This is a genomic window from Plebeiibacterium sediminum (assembly GCF_026013605.1).
GTDB lineage: Bacteria > Bacteroidota > Bacteroidia > Bacteroidales > Marinilabiliaceae > Saccharicrinis > Saccharicrinis sediminus.
Map to the genome: position 1 here is coordinate 1 of NZ_JAPDPJ010000074.1, position 23,103 is coordinate 23,103.

Annotated in this window: 9 protein-coding genes; 5 read left to right on the plus strand and 4 right to left on the minus strand. The window is 36.8% G+C overall.

Translation table 11 applies throughout. The annotated features are described in order from the left end of the window. Positions 1–324: 324 nt before the first annotated feature. From OM075_RS20995 to OM075_RS21010, 4 genes are all read right to left on the minus strand, one after another. On the minus strand, positions 325–1,071 hold the full coding sequence (locus tag OM075_RS20995) for a Crp/Fnr family transcriptional regulator (protein ID WP_301192517.1): 747 nt from the start codon (positions 1,069–1,071) through the stop codon (positions 325–327). Between the two features lie 41 nt (positions 1,072–1,112). Beyond that, on the minus strand, positions 1,113–3,476 hold the full coding sequence (locus OM075_RS21000; RefSeq protein WP_301192518.1) for a glycoside hydrolase family 127 protein: 2,364 nt from the start codon (positions 3,474–3,476) through the stop codon (positions 1,113–1,115). 77 nt (positions 3,477–3,553) lie between these two features. Further along, a complete protein-coding gene (locus OM075_RS21005) occupies positions 3,554–4,405 on the minus strand; it encodes a M90 metallopeptidase family protein (protein WP_301192519.1) in 852 nt (283 codons plus the stop codon). 145 nt (positions 4,406–4,550) lie between these two features. Further along, positions 4,551–6,947: a glycoside hydrolase family 127 protein gene (locus tag OM075_RS21010; protein WP_301192520.1), complete on the minus strand. Its 2,397-nt coding sequence runs from the start codon at positions 6,945–6,947 to the stop codon at positions 4,551–4,553. A gap of 1,586 nt (positions 6,948–8,533) precedes the next feature. On the opposite strand from OM075_RS21010, the gene OM075_RS21015 reads away from it, so the two are divergent. From OM075_RS21015 to OM075_RS21035, 5 genes are all read left to right on the plus strand, one after another. Then, the gene (locus OM075_RS21015; RefSeq protein ID WP_301192521.1) at positions 8,534–12,538 is read left to right on the plus strand and encodes a hybrid sensor histidine kinase/response regulator transcription factor; all 4,005 of its coding nucleotides are present in this window, start codon (positions 8,534–8,536) and stop codon (positions 12,536–12,538) included. Between the two features lie 237 nt (positions 12,539–12,775). Beyond that, positions 12,776–14,440: a DUF1735 domain-containing protein gene (locus OM075_RS21020; protein WP_301192522.1), complete on the plus strand. Its 1,665-nt coding sequence runs from the start codon at positions 12,776–12,778 to the stop codon at positions 14,438–14,440. Between the two features lie 41 nt (positions 14,441–14,481). Continuing rightward, on the plus strand, positions 14,482–17,631 hold the full coding sequence (locus tag OM075_RS21025; RefSeq protein ID WP_301192523.1) for a SusC/RagA family TonB-linked outer membrane protein: 3,150 nt from the start codon (positions 14,482–14,484) through the stop codon (positions 17,629–17,631). 123 nt (positions 17,632–17,754) lie between these two features. Then, entirely contained in the window at positions 17,755–19,452 is a 1,698-nt protein-coding gene (locus OM075_RS21030; protein ID WP_301192524.1) for a RagB/SusD family nutrient uptake outer membrane protein, read from the plus strand. 539 nt (positions 19,453–19,991) lie between these two features. Beyond that, entirely contained in the window at positions 19,992–22,544 is a 2,553-nt protein-coding gene (locus OM075_RS21035; RefSeq protein WP_301192525.1) for a T9SS type A sorting domain-containing protein, read from the plus strand. Positions 22,545–23,103 lie beyond the last annotated feature (559 nt).

The window sequence follows — 23,103 nt, forward strand, 5'->3', positions numbered from 1 at the left end:
GACGAATTTTTCCCTTCACACATCCCAATATCACCCGCATTCGCCTGCGTCTCGCCATCGCCGGCCCGGGCCAATTGAACCGGCCAACGCACTTGGTCCATACTTCATAAAATAGATATATACCATTTAAAACAGATCTGATTTCTGTAAATATAATTGCGGGCTGTAGGCCCAAGTCAATTCAGGAAAAACAACAAAAGCCTGTAAATAATAATATCTACAGGCTTAAGTAAATCTCAACAAATACATATTGAGATCAATAATAGCACCAACTTAATTTTCCTAAAAACTTAAATAGTAAAAATCATAAAGCACAATCACAAATTAAGCATGTCTGTAGTGCTGATATAATTGAAAATCGGATATATATTTTAATCTGTCGGGATTAAGTATTTTAATTTGGCGACCGTTACAACTGATCAGATTCTCCTTTTTAAAGGACGTTAATTCACGAATCACAGATTCAGTGGCAATTCCTAATCGGCTTGCCAATTGTACTCTTGTAATCCTGATGTTCAGATAATGATCGTCACTTTCGCCAAACTCATCATGTAAGTGAAGCAACATATCTGCCGTTCTCTCTCTTACTGATTTCAAAGCCGTTTCGGCTACCGATGAATTGGACTCCCGTAATTCTTTACACATCATTTTCATAATACATAACCTGAATTCCCAGTTACTTTCAAACAATTGCATCAGAATATCATGTGGAATATAACATACAATAGCATCTTCTATCACCTTTGCAGAACTACATGCTTTTTCATTTGAAAAAAGAGATCTGTAGGCAATTACATCACCTTTATGGCCAAAACGTAATATTTGCTCTTTACCCAATGGACCTATTTTAAAAAGATTAATAACTCCCTTAAGAATACAATATATCCCGGAATGACGCATTCCTTCGTAATATAAAACTGCCCCCCTCTTAAATCTTGATCTGGGACACTTCTGCTCCACCAAAGCTAACTCATCGTTGTTAAGACAGCTTAATAGCTCAATGTCATTTATTGACTGACCATCAATTTCTTTATGATGTTTTATTTTGTATGTTTCAAGTATCCCATTCATAACCATCCTATTTTTCTAAAATTTAAACCGAACGTGGGTTATTATCTTTTAATTATTCTGGCACTTGATACAGGGCCAGCTCTATGACCATCCTTAGGAACTAATTTAACGGTAATCTGTCCTCCGGAAATTGTTAATTCATCTGGCAGGTCGTACTCTTTATTAAAGAATTCGCCAGTATTTGCGTTGGATAGATTTTCGGTTGCCAGCTTATGATCGTTTACATAAATATCAAAAGTTCGCGATCCAGGTAAACCGCCGTAATATTCCAATACTAAAGACATTGGTTGACCTGCATAAGTTCCCATTTCAAAGGAGAACCATCCGCCCCTGTCTGCCTCTCTGTACTTCACATGTTTTAATTCTTCAACCCACGATTTATCTTCTTTGAAGTTATGATCTCGCTCCGGCTGCATTTCTCCAAGTTTACAGTAATCAATGGTCATGCGCTGTAACTTTTTAAGCTGCTCTTGCTTTGCCATATACTCCGCTTTTTGCTGGCTCCATTGATCTTGTGTAAACAGGTCGAAGTAAACAGAATAGATACGTTCGTGCACATTATAAAATGGTCGGAATAATACATCTTTGGGTCTGCCGATTCCATTTGATTTAAATGTATTAGGTTTTCCTTCAACTTTAGTCAACCATTTTTCAGGATTTCTTTCCGAAGTCATTAAAACCGGAACATAAAGTAAATCGCTGGCCTTTGGATCATTTTCCGGACCAAGGTCACCTGCCAAAACAAGCGGTCCGTACATTACAGCAACCCTGTTTTCATCATCAGGCATTGATTCCAGTCTCAATTTAAAAGGAATGGAAATTTTTACCTCATCACCAGCTTTCCATTTTCTATTGATAGCAATAAAGCTTTGAGGTTTTTCATCTATTTTAATGGCTTTACCATTTACCAATATCTGAATACCACTCTCTGCCCAGCCCGGATAACGAACATTAAGTGTAAAATTAACTGGCTTGTCACAATCTAAAACTAATGTTGTTCCCTGCTCTTCAGGATATTTTGTTTGCTGCGTAAGCTTAATTCCTTTTTCTTCCCAGTTTAGTTCTGATGCTATAAACTGAGAAACAAACAACTCCTCTTCGTTATGATAGTAAATGTTTTTTCCGTATTTGGCATGATTTTCCATACCTGTACCCACACAACATGTAAACCATTGAGGATCCTGATAAACTTTATATCCACCCATTTCTAAAGATAGATTATAAATAACTCTACCATTTTCCGGATGTTGAGATGATAGGATATGGTTAAACAAAGCTCTCTCATAAAAATCAGCTACTTCAGCTTTGGCTTCCCACTGAAACAAATGCTTTGAAAGTTTAAGCATATTGTAAACATTACAAGTCTCGGTTGTACCATCACTTAACCTGTCGCGTAAAGAATCCGGCTGACCGAAATACTCATGGTTACAGTTTCCTCCGGTTACATAAGAATGATGATGTACCACACGATCCCAGAAAAACTCAGAAGCCTCATAATCCTTCTTATTACCAGTCAACTCATATCTTCGGGCAGTTCCAACAAATTTAGGAATCTGTGTATTGGCATGTTTTCCTGCTAAAATATCTTTATGCTCAGAAATGGGAACAACAACCGCCTTATCATGGAAGATCCATGACATATCCAAGTACTTTTGATTTCCTGTGATACCATATAATTCAGCCAGAACATCATTAATACCTCCATACTCACAGTTCAACATTCGTTGAATCTGCTCATCATTCAGATCTTTAACAACCAGGTACAACCAATCGGTAAATTTTACAGCAATATCAAGCGCCTCTTTATTACCACAAAGTTTATAAGCATGAATCAAACCATCTAAAACCTTATGCTGTGTATAATAAGGAACCCAAAGATCATTTAATGTAAAACCATACGAACGGATATCTCCTTTTGCAATTTCTCCTTCAAGAATCTTCTCTCCATTTTCAAAAGCTCCCAAATATCCATTCTCATTAGCTTTTTGACAAACGCCTAATTCTTTTACAATGTAATCGGCTCTTTCTTTAAACACCTTATCGCCTGTTGTTTTATACATCAGACATAAAGAAGTTAAATAATGACCCAAACTATGTCCGGCAATGGTTTTATCTTCCCATCCGTGATACTGTTCTGCCTTTGGTTCCAAGCCTGATTCAATTCGAAACCGGGCTAAAAAACGATCTGGTTCGTAATCTAAAAGTACTTTTTCATCAAGCTCGGTAGCATGTTTAAACGGGCCATCAAGCAGTTTAACATCTTCCAGATTAAAAGTGATGGCCCTAAAGGGAACTACTTCCGACTCCGTACCTTTAATAGTGGAGTTATTTTTGTTTGGCGACTGACAGTTTCCCGTTATCCCGCCCACAATCATTGCGACTATTAATAAACTCAGTAACTTCATAAGATTCATTTTTTCCATTTGCAATATGGAATATGTCATACACAGTTTCAATCCTGATTTAGAAATGAAAGAATGACCTATTCCTGATTTGTAGATTCTATTTCGTGTTTATACTTATTTACATTGGCATGACATGAAGGAGATGATTGAAAGTCAGAAAAATACTTTGAAAGCAAATCGTAAAAATCAGGATCATACTTCTTCAAATCTTCTCTGGTGTTTACCCAATTATGTACCCCATCAGCTTGTTCTGTTTCCTTATTAACATTAAACCAGTTCTGAACACCTTCGGCCCAATATTCATAAATATTTGTGCTGGCATATGTATTGGCATATTTTCCCTTTGCCATTGCTTTATTCAGCAATTTTGTGAGCTTTTTATTAAAGTTTTTCACAATGGGTTCAATCCCTATTATATGAATGCTGTGTGCAAATTCATGAATGGTAATATCCTCAGCCTGATACTTATCCTTTGCATAGCACAGTAAGTTTTCTTCAGCACATGTTGATAAGGGAATATCTAAATCTCCGCCCAATCCTCTTGCTCTTTTATTCCAATCGGTAACGGTATCATTTTTTAAAAAGGCATGCTCCGGAATATCAGTAGTGCCTTCGTGCATTGACATAACACCAACTCTTGCTCCATGCTCCTGCATACTTTTAAGCACTTTATCAGGTAAATCATTGGTCATAAAATAGATAATCTCCCAGGCTTTTTTTAAAGCTTCATCCGGAACTTGATCCGAACTTGTAATGGGAATTCCATTTGCCTGAAGGTATTTGGTGTAAAAGGGATCAAGGTTCAATTGTTCCGGTGGTGAAGTAATTTCAGGAATAGCACAACTACTTTCCTGAGCTACTACTTTTAACCAACAGCCTCCATACAAGAGGGATAATATAAGTATTACTACTAATCTTTTTTTCTTCATGATGATCAATAAATCAATCTTTGATAAAAGGTTTTTGTATAGCACATACAAGAACTGCATGTGCTATACTCCTACCTAACATATAAATCTAATACTGCGGATATTTATTTTTGACTTAAAAAGGCTATGAATACAATCCTGCTTATTAATTCAGTTTCCACTCTAAAATACCTGCAGAATAACCTTTCTGAATTTTTGCAGTCAATCGAATTGCCTTAGTTTTAACAGGATCAAAATCAACCTTGTTATATTGATTTAGCTTTAACTCGTATGGTTCATGATTTTTCACCTCAATCCATTTTCCATCATTAGTCTGATAGCTTAAGCTATACGATTCCGGCATTCTGTAATTGACATCGTAATGATCCAACTGCAACCAGTAAACATCAGAGGATGAAACTGTCACAGGCTTATTAAAATCATACTGAACCCATTCCTCAGAACCATCTTTTAACCACCAGTAGAAATACGATTTATCGATATCTGATGAATTTTCAGGATCAAAACCATCGTTTAACCCCGGAGCCCAATCAGTACTGGATGTTGCTATTGCGTTTGCTGATAAATCACTTGTATTCTTTAACTTCACTGCTTCTGGAACAGATGGAGTCCAGATTTTCATACTTGCCGTACCTCTGTTATTCCATGCATAATATGGTATGGCTTTTAAGGCTACCGTTTTATCAATTCCATTATCTTTTGATTTCACATGTCCCTCCATACTTAAGGTTACAATCCCGCCCAACAGGTTTTCTTCAAAATCGGTAGTTATAGCTGCATCATTCTCCACATATTTATCAAAAACACCCTCATTGTTATTATCCTTATCTTCGAAACAATACACAATGGGTCCTCTTTGAAATGCTACTTTGTTTCTATCGTAAATCACTTTTTCATTGGCTACTACTCTTCGCGTTTCCATTGGGAACTGGATATCAATTTCGTCACCCTTTTTCCAACTACGCGCAATCACAGCATATCCATTATCCTCAGTATAATTAACCACCTCCTGATTAACTTTTAAAGTAATCGCAGAATCCTTTTCTGTTACAAAATGATATAAATCGGATGGTACTACTTTATTCTTAACCCATCCCGGAATACGTAATTTAATTTCCAGCACCTTTTTTACATCACTTTGTATGGTTAGTTTTACATTTCCTCCCCATGGATACAGTGTATTTTGAGCGAGTTTTAATGTATCATTACCTACCTCAACAGATGCGTTTCCTCCGGCATATAAATTCACATATAAGGCATCTTTTGTTTTGGTGTAAACATACCCCGGAACTGAAGCCATAAAACGTGTAATATTTCCCGGGCAACAGGCACAACCAAACCAAGGTGCCCTATCGTGATTATGATCTGATTCCAAAGGATTATCATAAAAGAAATGATCTCCACTCAATGAAACTCCTGAAATCAATCCATTATATAAGGTGCGTTCGAGTACATCGTAATATTTAGAATTACCATCGTGCAAAAACAATCGGTAATTCCAGTATACATTTGAAATGGCTGCACAGGTTTCGCAATACGAAGTCATGTTATTCAACTCGTAATTTGGTCCAAATCCTTCTCCCTGAGCTCTCTGACCAATACCCCCTGTGATATATAGTTTCTTAGATACAATGTTTTCCCAAACTCTTTTACTGGCAGTCATCAGCGCATCATCGTGCATTAATGAGGCAACATCTGTTACACCTGAATACAAATAACCTAGGCGCACAGCATGTCCCACAGCTTCTTCCTGATCCACAATTGGCATATGATCCTGACTATATTCACTCAGTTCGTGACCATCAGTTCCTTTACCTGTTTCATCAATAAAATAATGCGCCAGCTCAAGGTACTTTTTATCTCCGGTGGCATGATATAATTTCACCAATGCCATTTCAATAATAGGGTGACCGGAAGGAACATGTTTTTGTCCTTCATTTGGCCCGAATACTTTATAAACTAAATCAGCATTTTTTATGGCAACATTAAGTAAGGATTTTTTTCCGGTAGCCAGATAATGCGCAACTGCAGCCTCATAAAGATGTCCGCAATTATATAGCTCATGACTGTTTAATTGATCCCATCTTCCTTTACCATACCAGCCTTTTAAACGTTCGCACTTGTTGGTGATACAAGTAAACAAATAACCATCATCTTCCTGTGCTTTACTGATTAAATAAATTAAACTATCCAGATAGCTGTCCAATTCCGGATCCGGCTTCACAGCCAATGCATACGATGCACCTTCCAGTATTTTATATACATCCGTATCATCAAAAGGAAAATCTCCCTGGTGTTCTTTTTCTATTAAACCTCCGGCAGCTGCAAAATTATCCATTCGCCCTGTTTCTTCTGACTTTTTAAATGCAGAGGGTATTGAAACGGTTCTGTTCACCTCAATTTTAGGAGCCCAAAACGAATCATTTAAGTGCACCTGTGTAAATGGTACTTGTTGTATATGCTCCTCATCTTTAGAATTACGCACACAGCCATACGTAAGCCATATTCCAAATAATAAGATGGTATAAATTCTTATTTTCATAATTCAGATATTCTATATTTATTGATAATTACTCCTTAAGTATTTTTGTATCCGGTAAATTTTAAGCCGAATCCTACTTTTATTTTAGCTTTTAAGAATGCCGCTTAAAAACTCTTGTACAAAGGAGCTAACAATAAAGAAAATTGAATTATACATATGTTTATTAAACTTAAACAAATGTATTATTATCGAAAAAACGCATTTATTATACATATGTATAAGTGCTGCATCCCACTGCTGAAGCAGGTTTTACAATCAACAACACATTTTTATGAGTTAGTATTGAGTTTTAGATTAACACCTTATTTTATCATGAAATTTTCAGATCTAAAAAGAGAAAATGGTGGTTCTTTTAGGAAATGATGTCTGAGGCATCTACTCAAGAGACTTACCATTTTGCTAATTCACAATTACAGCCTGATATTTTATGATGTTATAGACCCGAGACATAAGAAGGAAGAAATCCTAAACCACCCTGTCAGATTATCGTACCTCAAATCTGATACATTAATAATATATTTCAGGCCTTCAGCCTGATAATTTATGGTGCCAATTACAAGGGGCGATGCCCCTTGTTGTGTTGTTATGGGCCTTCAGCCCGTAGCTTTGATTACAAAAGCAAGATGTGTTATAATTGTATAATTCTAATCTATGATTTATAGACCAAGAGCGCAAGTCTGTTCAATTGCCTCAAATCTCCCACGCCACCTTGAAAAGTTGGGGAGTTTTGCAATAAGAAACATTTCTCTTAAGAGCAGCAATGATAATGCTGCACATAAGGCATCAACACAAAAGCCTTACCTTCTTACTAATGCTGGCTGTAAATCTGATACATTAATAATATATTTCAGGCCTTCAGCCTGATAGTTTATCGTGCCAATTACAAGGGGCGATGCCCCTTATTGTGATGTTATGGGCCTTCAGCCCGTAGTTTTGTTTACAAAAGCAAGATGTGTTTTAATTGTATAATTCTAATCTATGAAGTATGGATTAAGTGCGGTGGCCGGTTCAATTGCCTCAAATCTGCCACCCCTCCTTGAAAAGTTGGGGAGTTTTGTAATGAGAAACATTTCTCTTAAGAGTAACAATTAAGCAAGCTGTACATAAACTCTCCTCCTTCAAAAGGAGGAGTCCCTGAGGAACGAGGGGGAGGTGGTTTTAATAATCAATTATTGTAACTCAGTTCAAACGAGATTATCTCCTACATCTATATATTCTACTCACACTGAAACACCACATCTTTAACCAATACTTATGTGTTTATTTCTTATACTATTGTTCTTATACCATACCTGAACATCGGTATAAATCCTAACATAAAAACCTATTGTAATGACACTTACTAAAGCTACTCACTATTCATACTCATTTTTGCACTATAAATAGCTACGCAGGTTAAAACAGCAATTTTGTATATTAACACGCACAATTAGAAAGTATACCATTTGAATTTTCTAAAGCAATTATTAAAATTGTACCATTCTGCATAACGCACAAACATATCAATTGATCGCTTTTTACTTTTGAAAGATTTAGTGAGCAATCGATTAGAATTGCAGAATAATCCCCTTAAAAAATCAGAATTTATGAGAATCATCTTCATTGTTATTATAACATTCATACATATCCTGGCTTCAGCTAATATTTATCCTCCAAAATTTGTTCATTACACCAATAAAGATGGACTGTCCTCATCGTATGTAAAAGGAATTATTGAAGATAAATATGGTTTTATATGGGTTGCTACCCGCGAAAACATTACCCGTTTTGAAGGCAATCACTTTGTTGAATTTCCGGCTTATGATGTATTAAATAACAATATTGAAATTGAGCCTCAATCGATTTCATGCATTAATGATTCCCTTATTCTGGTGGAATCCATGCAAAACTTTTACTACTTTTTTGATTATAACAATGAGTGCTTTAAACCTTATATTCCCCTGTATGATAACTCTAAAAAAGATTGTATATCCGGTATTTCTGATCACAATGCGCTGTTTATTCAATACAATAGCATTCGATCTTTAGATTTGTCTGATGAAAACATCTCTTATTCAGACATATTTTCTGAAATACAACAGCAATCGCCCCTTGAAAAATATGTAAAACTGGCTGCCAGTCCGGATATTATTGTTACCTACACAACGCTTAACCGAATATTGATTTATAATAAAACCACCAAATCAACCAGTGCACTGGACACCGATAACATCAACCACAAAGACATTAATTTCATTAAAATTGATGCGCATAACAACATTTGGATTGGCATCTATTCCATTGGTCTCATGAAAATTAATTACGCCACCGGTAAAAAGGAAATCTTCTCCACCGACTCGTCTAAAAAGCTTCCACATAATATGGTGCATTGCATTGCTTTTGATAAAACGAACAGGGTTTGGATAGGAACAGAAAACGGATTGAGCATTTACAATGAAGATACGGATGAGTTTAAAACTTTTAAATACGACCGCAGCAATCCGGAGGGACTGAATACCAATCCTATTTATAATGCCATGGCCGATAGCAATGGTAATATTTGGCTGGGCACCTACTTTGGAGGTATTAATTTATGGAACGACAAACCTTCAAAATTTACGCACTGGAAATCAGGTACAGCTAAAACGCATTTAGGTGGCAAAGTGGTAAGTTGTTTTCTCGAAGACCAGGATCAAAACATTTGGATAGGCACAGAAGATATGGGGGTTAATAAACTTATCAAAAGCAACGGTTCTATTATAAAAGTTACGGAGTCGCTGCCTGCAAATAACCTATCGTATGATAATGTACACGATCTTTTAATGGTAAACGAACACGAACTATGGATAGCAACCTATTCAGGAGGAATCAATGTTTTAAATACAAAAACCAATAACATTAAATGCATCAAGGTTAATACCGAATGGCAACTGGGATCCAATTTTATATATGCTCTTACAAAAAAAGATAACCTTGTTTATATTGGAACCGATCAGGGTATTTCAACATATAATATCAACACAAAAGAGTTTGTTCGAATTCAAAATGAGAAACTTAAAAATCATATTTTCGTTTCATTTGCATGGAAAAATGATGTGCTTTGGATATGTTCCTATGATGCCATTTTTTCATATGACACAAAATCTCAAGAGTTAACACAGTATCCAAAATTATCCAAGGAGCACACCTTCGGACAAATATTTATTGACAGCAAAGAAAGAATATGGATTACCACCAATAACAGAGGTTTGATTCATTACGATGATTCGCTGAACGAATTAACCTACTACAATAAAAAAAATGGTTTCCCTGCCAACAGGATATTTGCTATTGAAGAAGCTGATAACAAATCAATCTGGGTGAGCACCAACCACGGTCTGCTAAACTTTACACCTGAAAATAATACGACCATCCACTACGATTCCAATTCTGGAATACCGTTTAACCAATTTAATTTCAGGGCATCGTTTAAAGACTCCAAAGGGATTATTTATTTTGGAGGAAACGATGGTATGATATCCATAAACCCGGACATTACCACTTACATAGAACCTACATCTGTTCAATTAACCGAACTCATGTTATTTAACAAACATATTTCTCCGGGAAAGGAAAAGCCAATACATTCTACTATTACAGCAGCTCCGATCATTGAGCTGGATCATAACCAGAATGTAATCACTCTTAAGTATACTTCATTGGATTATACCAATAAAGGCTCTGTTTCTTATGCCTATAAACTCAAAGGTTTCGACGCAGATTTTAACTATGTGGGCAATAAGAATTCTGCAACTTACACCAACCTTGACCCGGGTGATTATACCTTTATTGTAAAGGCCTCCAATGATGCATGGGAAAACGAAAGTGCAGTAAAAGAAATTAAGATCCATATCAATCCGCCTGTTTGGCTTACTCCTGTGGCTTTTATGATATATGCCATGATTATCATTGCTGTTTTTTTACTGATCAATAGTATCAGTATTAAAATGCAACAATCAAAAGCCCAGATAGCACTTGAAAGACAACAGAGGTTGCACAATGAGGAAATTAATGATTTTAAGCTGGAGTTTTTTACCAATATTTCGCACGAATTAAAAACACCTTTAATGCTTATTCTGGGCATTGTTAATAAAGTACTGCTCAAGCATCAGCTTACACCTGTTGTCAGGAAAGACCTTAATAGTGTTGACCGCAGTGCCAAGCGACTTTACAAACTGATTACCCAGCTTCTGGATTTTCGTAAGATAGAAAGTGGAAAAGAAAAATTGAAGGTAACAGAGCATAACCTCTCTTCTTTTTTCGATGAGATTTCTAGTTCATTTCATCTTTTAGCCGAATCTAAAAATATTGAATTTAGTGCCACTACGGATATTGACACAAATACCTATGTGGATTTAGATAAGATCGATAAGATTGTTTTTAACCTGTTATCCAATGCATTCAAATTCACTGACAGCAACGGAACAATTAGCTTATCTGCAAAAATACACCAAGAAAATAATAAAGAAGCTGAATCCTACCTGCTTATCAAAGTAAAAAACACGGGCAAAGGCATCCATCCTGATAATATCAATAAAGTTTTTAACCGATATTTTCAATCCGGTAATGAATCCAATCAGGGTTCTGGTATTGGGTTGGCTTATGTTAAGAGTCTGGTGGAATTGCATCATGGTAGCATTGAAGTTGAAAGTAAATTAAATGAAGCCACCGTATTTACGGTAAAAATCCCTGTCGACAGTTCCTATTATTCTAATACAGAATTGGAACAAAGTCCAGAACAGTTTATACATTCGGGTAATGACATAACCATTACTCCAGAAAACAGAAAGAATGATCAGATTGAAACTGACATCTCTACCAATAAACCACATATTTTAATTGTTGAAGATAACATAGAACTTATTGACTTTTTAAAGGAATCACTTGAGGAAGAATTCCGCATTTCCATTGCCTTTAATGGGAAAAAAGCACTCGAAAAGTTAGAAACCATTACGCCTGAATTGATTATTAGTGATATTATGATGCCGGAAATGGATGGAATTACTTTTACCAGCACCATAAAAAAAGACTTGCAATATTCTCATATTCCTGTTATTCTATTAACATCAAAAAGCGGTGTTGAAAACAAGCTGGAAGGTTTAAGAACCGGAGCTGACTATTATATTGAAAAGCCTTTTTACCCTGAATTGCTCGATCAAAACATCAAAAACATACTAAAAACCCGTCAAAATATTATTGAGAAATATAAAACGGATGATAACATGACTGTGGAAGAAGTGGTGATATCTGAAGCAGATAAAGTGTTTTTAGAAAAATTGATTCAGATTATTAAAGATAACCTGAATAGTCCGGATATGGATGTGTCGTTTTTAATTCATGAAATGAGTGTGAGCAGAACCCTTTTGCATACCAAACTAAAGAAACTGGTAGGATGCTCATCTACTGAATTTATCAGATCGGTGCGATTGAAGGAAGCCGTAAAAATGATTTCAAGTGGAAAATGTAATATTTCGGAAGCAGCTTATGAAACCGGATTTTCCAGTCCGCAATATTTTGCCAAATGCTTTAAGGAATTTTTTGGTAAATCACCCCGTAATTATTTCAACATTTAATGTTGAAGAAACACATATGTTTAAACCAAATAAAAAAACAATTGTATAAACATGTTTACCCTCTCATCCACTCCATACAAAACACAACTACCTGTTTTAATGACAACTAACATCACACAAAAGAACATCTGAATAAGCTCATTTGAACAATAACATAATTATTACGAACATATATTACCTACAAAAAAGGCCATTTCTCCTTCCTTCGTTCATATAATTTTGTTAAACGAATCAAATATGAAATCGAAAATTTATTATCTACTTTTTGCTATTAGTTTGCTATCAGCATGCAATAGTGATTTAATGAATCCGATTCCTTTAATTGAAATCAATCCGGGATTTAAATCTCCGGGCTACCAGCAGGTAGAATTGGTTTCTCTTAATAACTCGGAAAACTACTCCATCAATTATAAGAGAGTATATGGTATTTCAAGAGAACTGACCATGAGTCTGGCAGAGGACCCAACTGTTCTTAATGATTACAACACGACTAACGGAACAGATTATAAGCTGCTCACTTCAGATTATTATTCTGCGCCTTCCAGTGTTACTTTTGATGTAAAATCAAACAGTGTTGATTTTGATGTGGAAATTGAATCAAACAAGATCTTTGATATGGCAGGATCTATTGAGGAAGCATCAAAGTATGTAATTCCGCTTAAGGCAACTACTAACGAAACCAAAGGTGTGGATGTCGTTGAGGAAGACAATTACATCTTACTTCACGTTAACATGCTTTCTTCCACTGTTACAGTTGCTGATCAAACTCCTGTTTCGCTGGCCTTTACTAAAGACAGTGAGATAAAAGAAACATACTCTATTGAAGGGGTGTTGAATTTTAATAACATCGATCCTACAACAATTTCATTGATTGTTGATGAAACTGATCCATTGGCAGCTTCTGATGATTACACTTTATTACCTGCGGAAAATTATACTGTAAATGCCACTCAGTATAATGCTGATGAAAATACAGTAAGTATTGATGGAGAAATAAATGCTTTGGGATTATCTGAAACACAAACTTACATTTTGCCTTGTCGTTTACAATCTTCAAATCCGGATTGCATCATACAACAGAACGAGGCTATTTATTACGTGATCAACATCTCCGATTTAAAAATTTCTATTACTGATGCCAGCGAAACTGAAGTGTTTAGAATTGCATCCGGAATAAATACTTACAACGGATCGTTAAACGTAACCACAAATACAATTGTTAGCAGCGATTTATCCGTTAATTTTAGTTATGATCCTACTTTAATTGCTGCCTTTAATTCTGCTAATAGTAAAAGCTATCAAACACTTCCTGAAGGTGCAATCAGTATAACAAACAGTAAAATGGCTTCCGGTACAAAATCGGCTGACATACCTTACAGCATTGATTTATCAGGAGTAGCGATTGACAATAATGTTCAGTACCTGATTCCTTTTGTATTGAATGATGCAGATTTTGAAATGGGAAATATGGAAGGTACCAATACCATTTATATTGCCATCACAAAATCATTAGAAGGCGTCTACAATGTTAATATCATTGACCAAGGTCGTGGCCGTAATGTAGTAAATGAAATTATGCCAGCATCAAAATGTCAGCGAGCTGGTGATCCTGCATGGGATGCTGTTATAGCCAATGCTCAATATGTTTTTGGAGCTGATGGTGGTTATTATTCTGTGCTATTCTCAGTAACCGAAGAGGATATGCCAGGAAAAGAAAACTGCAAGAAAATTGAGATCTATACCTTCCTTGAGTTACTGGACTTTAATGGAGGAACAAACGCTGTATCTGATAACAATTCTTATTTCAATACAGTTACCGGTGAAATTTATATTGATTGTAATGTTTATGAAAGTTGGTTTAATCAAACCTATAAAGAGACTTATTCATTCTCTTTAAATTAAAGTATCATAAACTCTTTCAAAATCATTAAAAAAATAAACAAATGAATAAGAGAATAAAAATCCCACAAATAAAATCACCAGGCGCATTAAGTATACTCTTGTGTATGCTTCTTGCTTTTGCCAGTCCTTTTATAGAAGTTTATGCAGCTGGAAATAGTTTTGTTCAGCAAGACAAAGTTACCGTAAAAGGGACTGTTAAAGATGTAAAAGGAGAATTACTCATTGGAGTAAACATCCTTGAAAAAGGAACTACTACAGGAAGTATTACTGATGTAAACGGAGAATTTACACTTACTGTTTCTTCAGAAAATGCAATCTTAGAATTCAGTTATATCGGTTTTGTAAATCAGGAAATGAAGGTTGGCACACAACGTAGTTTTCAGGTTACCTTAAAAGAAAACACTACCGGATTAGACGAGGTTGTTGTGGTTGGTTATGGTGCACAAAAAAAGGCAACTGTAACAGGATCCATATCTCAGGTAAGTGGTGAGGATATTAAAAAGATATCAACAGCTAACCTTACCAATACGCTTGCCGGTAAAACTGCCGGTGTAATTGCAAACGTTCGCTCTGGTGAACCGGGTGAGGATAATGCTACTATTTTTATCCGTGGTAAAGGTACAACCGGAAATACTGATCCTTTAATTATTGTTGATGGAATTGCCGACCGTAGTTTCTCTCGTTTGAATCCGGATGATATTGAATCTATTTCAGTTCTTAAGGATGCTTCTGCTGCTATTTATGGTGCAAGAGCTGCAAATGGTGTTATTTTGGTCACCACTAAGAAAGGAAAAGCGGGTAAGGTAACGGTAAATTATAATGGTGATTACACTATCTCTCAACCTACCCGAATCCCTGAAATGCTGAATTCATACCAGTATGCTACTTACATCAACGAATACGATCGTGGTCATGGTATCAGCACGCCAACTTATTCTGATGAAATTCTTCAGAAGTACAAAGATGGTTCTGATCAGGTAAATTACCCAAGTACAGACTGGTGGGACGAAGTGGCTAAAACATGGGCTGCAAAAACACAGCATAGTGTATCTTTTAGTGGTGGTAGCGATAAGGTTCAGTTCTATACTTCTGCTCAATATATGTGGCAGGATGCCATCTACAAAAACAGTCCACAGGATTATTCTCAATACCAGTTTGTAACAAACCTGGATGCGCAATTAAGCAAGAGAATCAAGTTTAGCATGAACATCCTTGGTCGTCAGGAAAGAAGAAAAAGAGGTATTTATTCTACTGATTATTTATTTGGCTATTTCCTAACTACAAAACCGTTGGCTACTGCTTATTTCCCTAATGGATTACCAAGCGTGGGTTACGAAAACGTAATTAGTAATGCTGCCATTATGGTAACTGATAATCCGGGAACTTCTGAAAAGAAATACAACATCTTAAACCTGAAACCTAGTCTTCATGTTGATTTGGATTTTATTACAGAAGGTTTTTATGCAGAAGCTTATGCGGCGCTTGACTATTCTTTTAACAATGGCAGAGACATCAGTCATCCTTACGATTTATATCAATACGATATGGCTACAGGCGAATACAACAGCATGCGTTCAGCAACAGGGGCTATTTCGTTAAATTCATGGGCAGATAACTCAGACAGAACCACTGTTAATGCACGCTTGGGTTACAAGAGAACTTTTGGAGCACATAAAATTGATGCTTTTGCAGCCTACGAGCAGTTTAAATACAACTACAACAACGTATCTGCTTCACGTACAAATTATCTTTCTACTGCCATCATGGAAATATTTGCTGGTAGCGATGATCCTGAAGATTGGGGAACTGGTGGTTATGCAGCAGTTAGTTCTCGACAAAACTACTTTGGAAGAATTAACTACAGCTACAACGATAAATACCTGGCTGAATTTTCTTTACGTTACGATGGTTCTATGAACTTTCCCAAGGATAAACGATGGGGACTTTTCCCTGCATTTTCTGGAGGATGGGTTATCTCTGAAGAATCTTTCTTCGGTTCAATTAAAACTATCGTTAACTTCTTAAAATTAAAAGGTTCATGGGGAATGATGGGTAACGATAATGTGGATCCATTCCAGTTCTTATCCAGCTATGGTTTTATATCAAGAGATGACCATCCTGCCAGCGGTGTTTTATTTGGTGAAAGCTTACAAAAAGGATTACTGGAAAAAGTAACTGCCAATCCTGATATTACCTGGGAAACTGCTAAAACAACAAACATTGGAGTGTCAGCACAGTTCCTTGATGGAAAATTCAATTTAGACTTTGACTACTTTGTATCTAACAGAAGTGATATTCTACGTACTCGAAATGCTTCTATTCCTAGTTATGCAGGGTTGGTTCTTCCGGCAGAAAACATTGGCAAAGTAAAAAACAGCGGCATTGAAGTTATTGCAGGTTACAAAGGTAGTCGTGGTGATTTTAACTGGAATGTTACAGGAAACTTTACCTATGCCGAAAATGAAATGGTTTACATTGATGAAGCTGCCAGTACTCCTGCATGGCAAAGAGCAACCGGACATCCTATTGATGCTATGGTGTTGTACGATGCTTTAGGGATTTATCAAACTCAGGAAGAAATTGACAATAGTGTACATATTCAGGGTGCTAAACCTGGTGATTTAATTTATCGCGATACCAACGATGATGGAAACATTACTTACGCTGATGCCATTCGTGTAAATGAGTCAGCTACACCTAAAATTGTATATGGACTTACCTTAAACGGAAGCTATAAGGGTATTGATTTAAATGTATTCTTCCAGGGACAGGCTAAAGCTAAAATCCTTGTTCAGCCAACCATGAACATGATGACTGATTTTTATACTGAAAGATGGAGCGATACAAACACAGCAGAACAAAATGCAAGTGCTAAATGGCCAAGAGCATTTATTAAAGAAACCTATGGTGATGACTTTAACGGAAGAGCTTCTACATGGTGGATGCGCGATGCCAGTTTCCTTCGTTTGAAATCTGTTGAGCTAGGTTATACACTTCCTGAAACAATTATGGACAAAATCGGCCTAGAGAAAGCTCGAATTTTTGTGAATGGAACAAACTTATTTACCATTGATAAAATTAAAGTGTTTGACCCTGAAATATCTGTGAACTCAGTGAATGCACAAGCTAATGGATTAACAGCTTATCCTTTACAAAGGATGATTACTGCAGGGATTAACCTTACATTTTAATCATAAAAATATAACCAGATGAAATGAGCCATAAGAATCGTAATAATTAACGAAGTCAAACTCTTCTCACACAGGAAAATGGCTATTATGGCGAATTCCATCTGACCTAAAAAACAAAAAGAAATGAAAAAATATATCATATACGGGTTAGCCCTGATACTATTTATAAACTTCGCTTCATGTAAAGATGAAATTCTGGATGTTGATCCGGTGGATACATTTACTGATGCTGCTGTTTGGAACGATCTGGCTCTTGCCGAAGCCTATATCAATACTTCATATATAGAAATAAAATGCGATGGAGACAAAGGCTCACGATGGTCAAGCTTGTCGGAGGAAGTATTTCAATTACACACCTACGGAACTGAAAATGTACGACAAGGTTATATCTCTCCTGATAACTCTGGTTTTGGTTGGGAAGATGACATGTGGAATCCATGGAACTATTTTTACAAGTGTATTAAGAATGTAAACTTATTTCTTGAAAAAATTGAAGATGTTCCAACACCAAATCCTGGTGATGAGGAATGGAAAAAAGAGCTTATTGGCCAGGGACATTTCTTAAGAGGATACTTCTATTTTCAGTTATACAGCTTGTTTGGCCGCGTTCCTTTAATCGACAAAGTATATCCTTTAGATACTGAGGAGTTCACTGAAACAAGGGCTTCTATTGAAGAAGTTACTGCTTTTATTGTGGCAGACTGCGATATTGCAGCAGCAAACCTACCTGTAGAGTATGATGATGCCAACGATTTAGGTAGAGCTACCAAAGGAGCAGCTTTAATGCTTAAAGGAAGAACGCTTCTTTTTGCAGCCAGTCCTTTATACGACGAAAATTATCCTGATCGTGCCAAATGGCAAGCAGCTGCAGACGCAAATAAAGCTGTTATCGATTTAAATCAATACTCTCTGCAACCAGTTAATAACAGCGATGAGTATGCTGCATTGTTCTATGATGAGCATAACCCGGAAACAATTTTCCAAAAATTGTATGATAAAAAATGGGTTGTAGGTTCTAACAATACCTTCTTACATCAGCCTCCTGTTGGTCCTGGAAATGGCTTTTTAAGCTGGGGAACGCTTCAGCCAACACACAATGTAGTTTCAAGATTCCAGAATAGTGATGGTACTGATTACGTTCAGGAAAGCGAAGATGAATACCCTTGGGATAACAGAGATATTCGTTTGAAGGCAGACATTTTCGTGGATGGTGAAATGTGGGGGTACGGCGAAGACAACCGCGAAATAGAGTTTTATATTGCCGGCGATGAAGATACTAATCCTGGTAAAGACGGAATAGAGGTAAAACCTAATACTGGTACACGTACTGGTTATGCCATGAAAAAATTCCTTGATCCAAACTTCGATTGTTTTGCCTCTATCTCCAACCCTTCTCCATGGATATACATGCGTTTATCGGAAGTTTATTTAAACTATGCCGAATGTTTAATTGAATTAGGTGGTGCTGATAACGAAACATTAGCTCTAAGCTATATCAACAAGGTTAGAGAAAGAGCATTAATGCCACCTGCAGAAGGAAATGATTTAAGAGCGGAGTATGAACAAGAACGCCTTATTGAACTACTTTTTGAAGGACAAAGATGGTTTGATATTCGCCGCTGGAAAACAGCTGAAGAAATCTACAGTCAACCGATTACTGGTATTGTGATTAAAAAATTCAGCGATGGATCAAAAACCTATACCGTTAAAGATGAGCCTGTAGAAACACGCAAGTTTTATGCACCTCAAAATTACTGGATGCCAATTCCTAGAAGTGAATTACGCAAAGCTCCACAGTTAGATGCTGCTCCTTACGAATAGCTACTAACAATACATATACATCAGAGACTACCCAACGGGGTGGTCTCTTCCCATATGATGATAGGATAAATATGTAGGTTATAGCATTAAATTAATATTGAAAAAACAAACAGATTTGATTAGGTACAACTCCACTGGAGTTGTATTTATAATGCGACATTTTTTGCTATTATCATGTAATCTATAATTCAGTAAGCCTATATAGTATTGAGATAACACTGGCGCTTCGTCCAGACCCGACTTCATTTTTGTCTTAACACAAAAAACAGAAGCAAAAAAGGTCAAGGCTGCACCCAGCTCACTCAAAAATCTACGGCAACTTGACTGAAATCGTTTAAACTCACTGCGTTCAGACAAAAACGATTTTTAACCGTCAAATTCACCTTGTTTTTTGGTTCACTGGCTGAGGCCGAGTGAGACCATTCTAAAGATGAAAAACATTTATTTATTGAATAATAAACTACAAACACACCCATCGGGGTTGCACAAAACAATATCAATAAACATATGGTTTTAATGAACTATTAATCTCAAATCTTATGATAAAAAATACTACACCATTAAATAAATACTGGACTCTGTCCATAATATGCCTCATCCTGAGCTTTACACAAATCAAGGCAGAAGAAAACATTGCTCCACTTGCTGATGTTACCACCTCCAAAGTTTCTGATTGGGAATCGCTGGCTGCAGTTAATGACGGTTTTGAACCTACTATGTCCAGCGATGTATCTCACGGTCGATACGGTAACTGGCCCAGTCCTGGAGCATATAATTGGGTTCAATACGAATGGCCGGTTGAATGCACCATCAACTCCGTTAAAATATATTGGGCTGATGATAACGATGGCCTAAGACTTCCTGATGTAGCCTATATTGAGTATTTCGAAAACGGCGACTGGTCAACAACTCAATTCCCTGTTCCCACGGTTATCAATCAATACAACGAAGTCAGTCTAAATGGTATTTCCACCAACAAAATCAGGGTTCAGATGATGAACAACACGCAATCAACAGGTATCATTGAATTTCAGGTGTATGCAGAACCAGTTGATTTAACACCTCCATCGGCACCAGGAAAACCTGCTGTGGTGAGTATCAATAATAGCAGTATAACTATTGAATACAATGCTGCAACAGATAATGTGGGAATAGCTGGTTACGATATTATACTGGATAATGAAGTAGTTGCTTCAACAACAAACACTACTGCTACCATTTCTAACTTACCTGAAAGCAAACTATGCTTTTTAAAAGTTCGTGCTAATGATACCAATGGATCTTATAGTTTATCAGAAGGCATCTGGGTGTTTACAGGTTCTGATCAAGAACAACGTACAGCATGGGAATGGCCAGCATATAATCCAACCATTAACCAGGATTTTAGCGAAGAGATAGCCAATTTAGCTATGCCAACACAGGATTTACCTGATTGCAATAATATTGAAGGAACCATTTCGGATCGTTGGTGGTCTTTTGTTTACGGACCCAATAAAAGAGAAGAAATAACGGATGCTGCTGTATATCCTATGCTCGACAGGTTAAATACCGACTTTGCTTACCTGAGAAATGAAATGGGATGGCCTGCAGACCGCAGAAACAGAAATGGTTATCGCAGTGCAGTGTACCTTTATGGCTCTGGCTTATGTACCGACAATGCTGATAACACAGCTACTGGTGGCTGGATGGGTTCTACCTGGTACAACGGACAATCATGGCCTATGATTTTGGCATCGTATTATCCTGTTTACAGTTTTGATCCTGACTGCCCTTATGCTGTATGGGATAAAAACACTCAAATGTATAACATGGTACATGAGGGAATTCATGCTCTGTTTGTAAGCATGCCGGGCTGTACCAGTGCATCATGGTTTCACGAAGCAGCCAATACCTGGCTTCAACAAACTATGGAGGCTCAAAGAACAGGTGAATACAGTTCTACAGGATATTTAAACTCCACCACTTACCTGGCTCCTTTTATGCCTATTGAGTGTTACAGAGGCTGGTTGCAGGATGGTAGTTTTGGCGGTCCGGCTATTGAGGGTGTTTACCAAACAGATGAAAGCGGAACAAGTCTTTGTACCTGGCGTAATCTATTAGGAGGTAATCAATACGGCAACTCCTTCCCTACATTTTTGGCACAAACCTTAGGCGATGGAAGTATTAAATGGATATGGCAAAATAGTACTGGCAGAGTTCTTGACGCTATTGGTTCTGGAATTGGAGAAAAGCAGGTGCGTAAATTGATTATGGAGTACAGAGCCAAACAGGCACTACTTGATATGAAAGAATGGACAGGCGCTTTAAAGAGTATTTTAAATTCATTCTCCGGTACCACCATAACTGCAGAATATGAACCTAAATGGATTGATTGTGAATCATGGATTGCAACTCCATATGCTAAAACAACATTAGATCCTTCTACCCAGATATTAACGCCTGAGTACAGAACTACTCCGGGATGGTCCGGAGCCAATCAAATTCCTTTAAATGTAAGTGGCATGTCGGTTGGCGAAACGGTTTTAGTAGACTTTATGCCTTTAGATCAAAACATGACTTGTCAGTTGGTTTACAGAGATACAAATGGTAATCCGGTATATGGCAAACCTGTGTCAGCAGGTGAATGTGGTATTAAGTTAGAAACCTTACCTGCCAACAATGTGGTGATTGCAGTAATTACCAACACCGACTATATTTACGAAGGTGAAGAAACCAGAAAGAAACACTTTGATTACCGTTTGAAACTGGTTAACGGAGTTGCTCAAACAGCTAATATTTATAAAAAATGGTTTTACTACGATGCCGCTATAGTTGATGATCCTCTTCCTACAACAGTCACTAAAGTTGATAATCGCAATACCAAAGCACCTCGTTTATTATCTTATAACGATAATGATTACCAATTAGTGGACTTGTCGAACCAGGAAAACACCGTTAAGATTTTCAATTTAACCGGAACCTGCATTTATACAGAAACAGTTAGTAGCACCAATTATATTGTTGATACAGATGCATTACCAACCAAAGGAATGTATTTGCTCATTGTTTCATCCAATAACCAAAAGTATTGCTATAAGATTTTAAAGAAATAGTCTTTGTTTTATTATTATTGAGTTTTAACTATTATTAGAAGAGAGAGGCTGATCCATATGGGCAGCCTTTTTTTGTTTTTACAATATATCAAACTGTGACTTAGCCCATAATATTGTCTTACCAGACGGGTATTCTTTTTGCATCGCCCAAAAAGAACCAAAAACGCTAGTTCAATTTATCCTTCTTCCCTCATCCTTGACGAATCTTTCCCTTCACACAATCCCATAATCACCCGCATTCGTCTGCGTCTCCCAATCGCCTGCCCGGGCCAATTGAACCGGCCTGCGCTCTTGGTCCTTATTTCATAGGGAAATTTCTTTTAATTAAAACAGTTATGGTTTCTGTAAGTGTGGACTAAATGGCATCAGCTGGTGAACCATAAAACAAGTTTCTGCAGTCGATAAAAGCGGTGCTGTTTGAATCCTTGAGGCACAAAAGGATGAGTTCAGCGCTTTCGACGTAAGAATCGTAGTTTTATGAGTGAAGCAGGTGCAGCCTTGATCTTCTTTGTTTCGTTTCTTGTATCAAGACAAGAATTGAAAATCGTGAATACCTTTA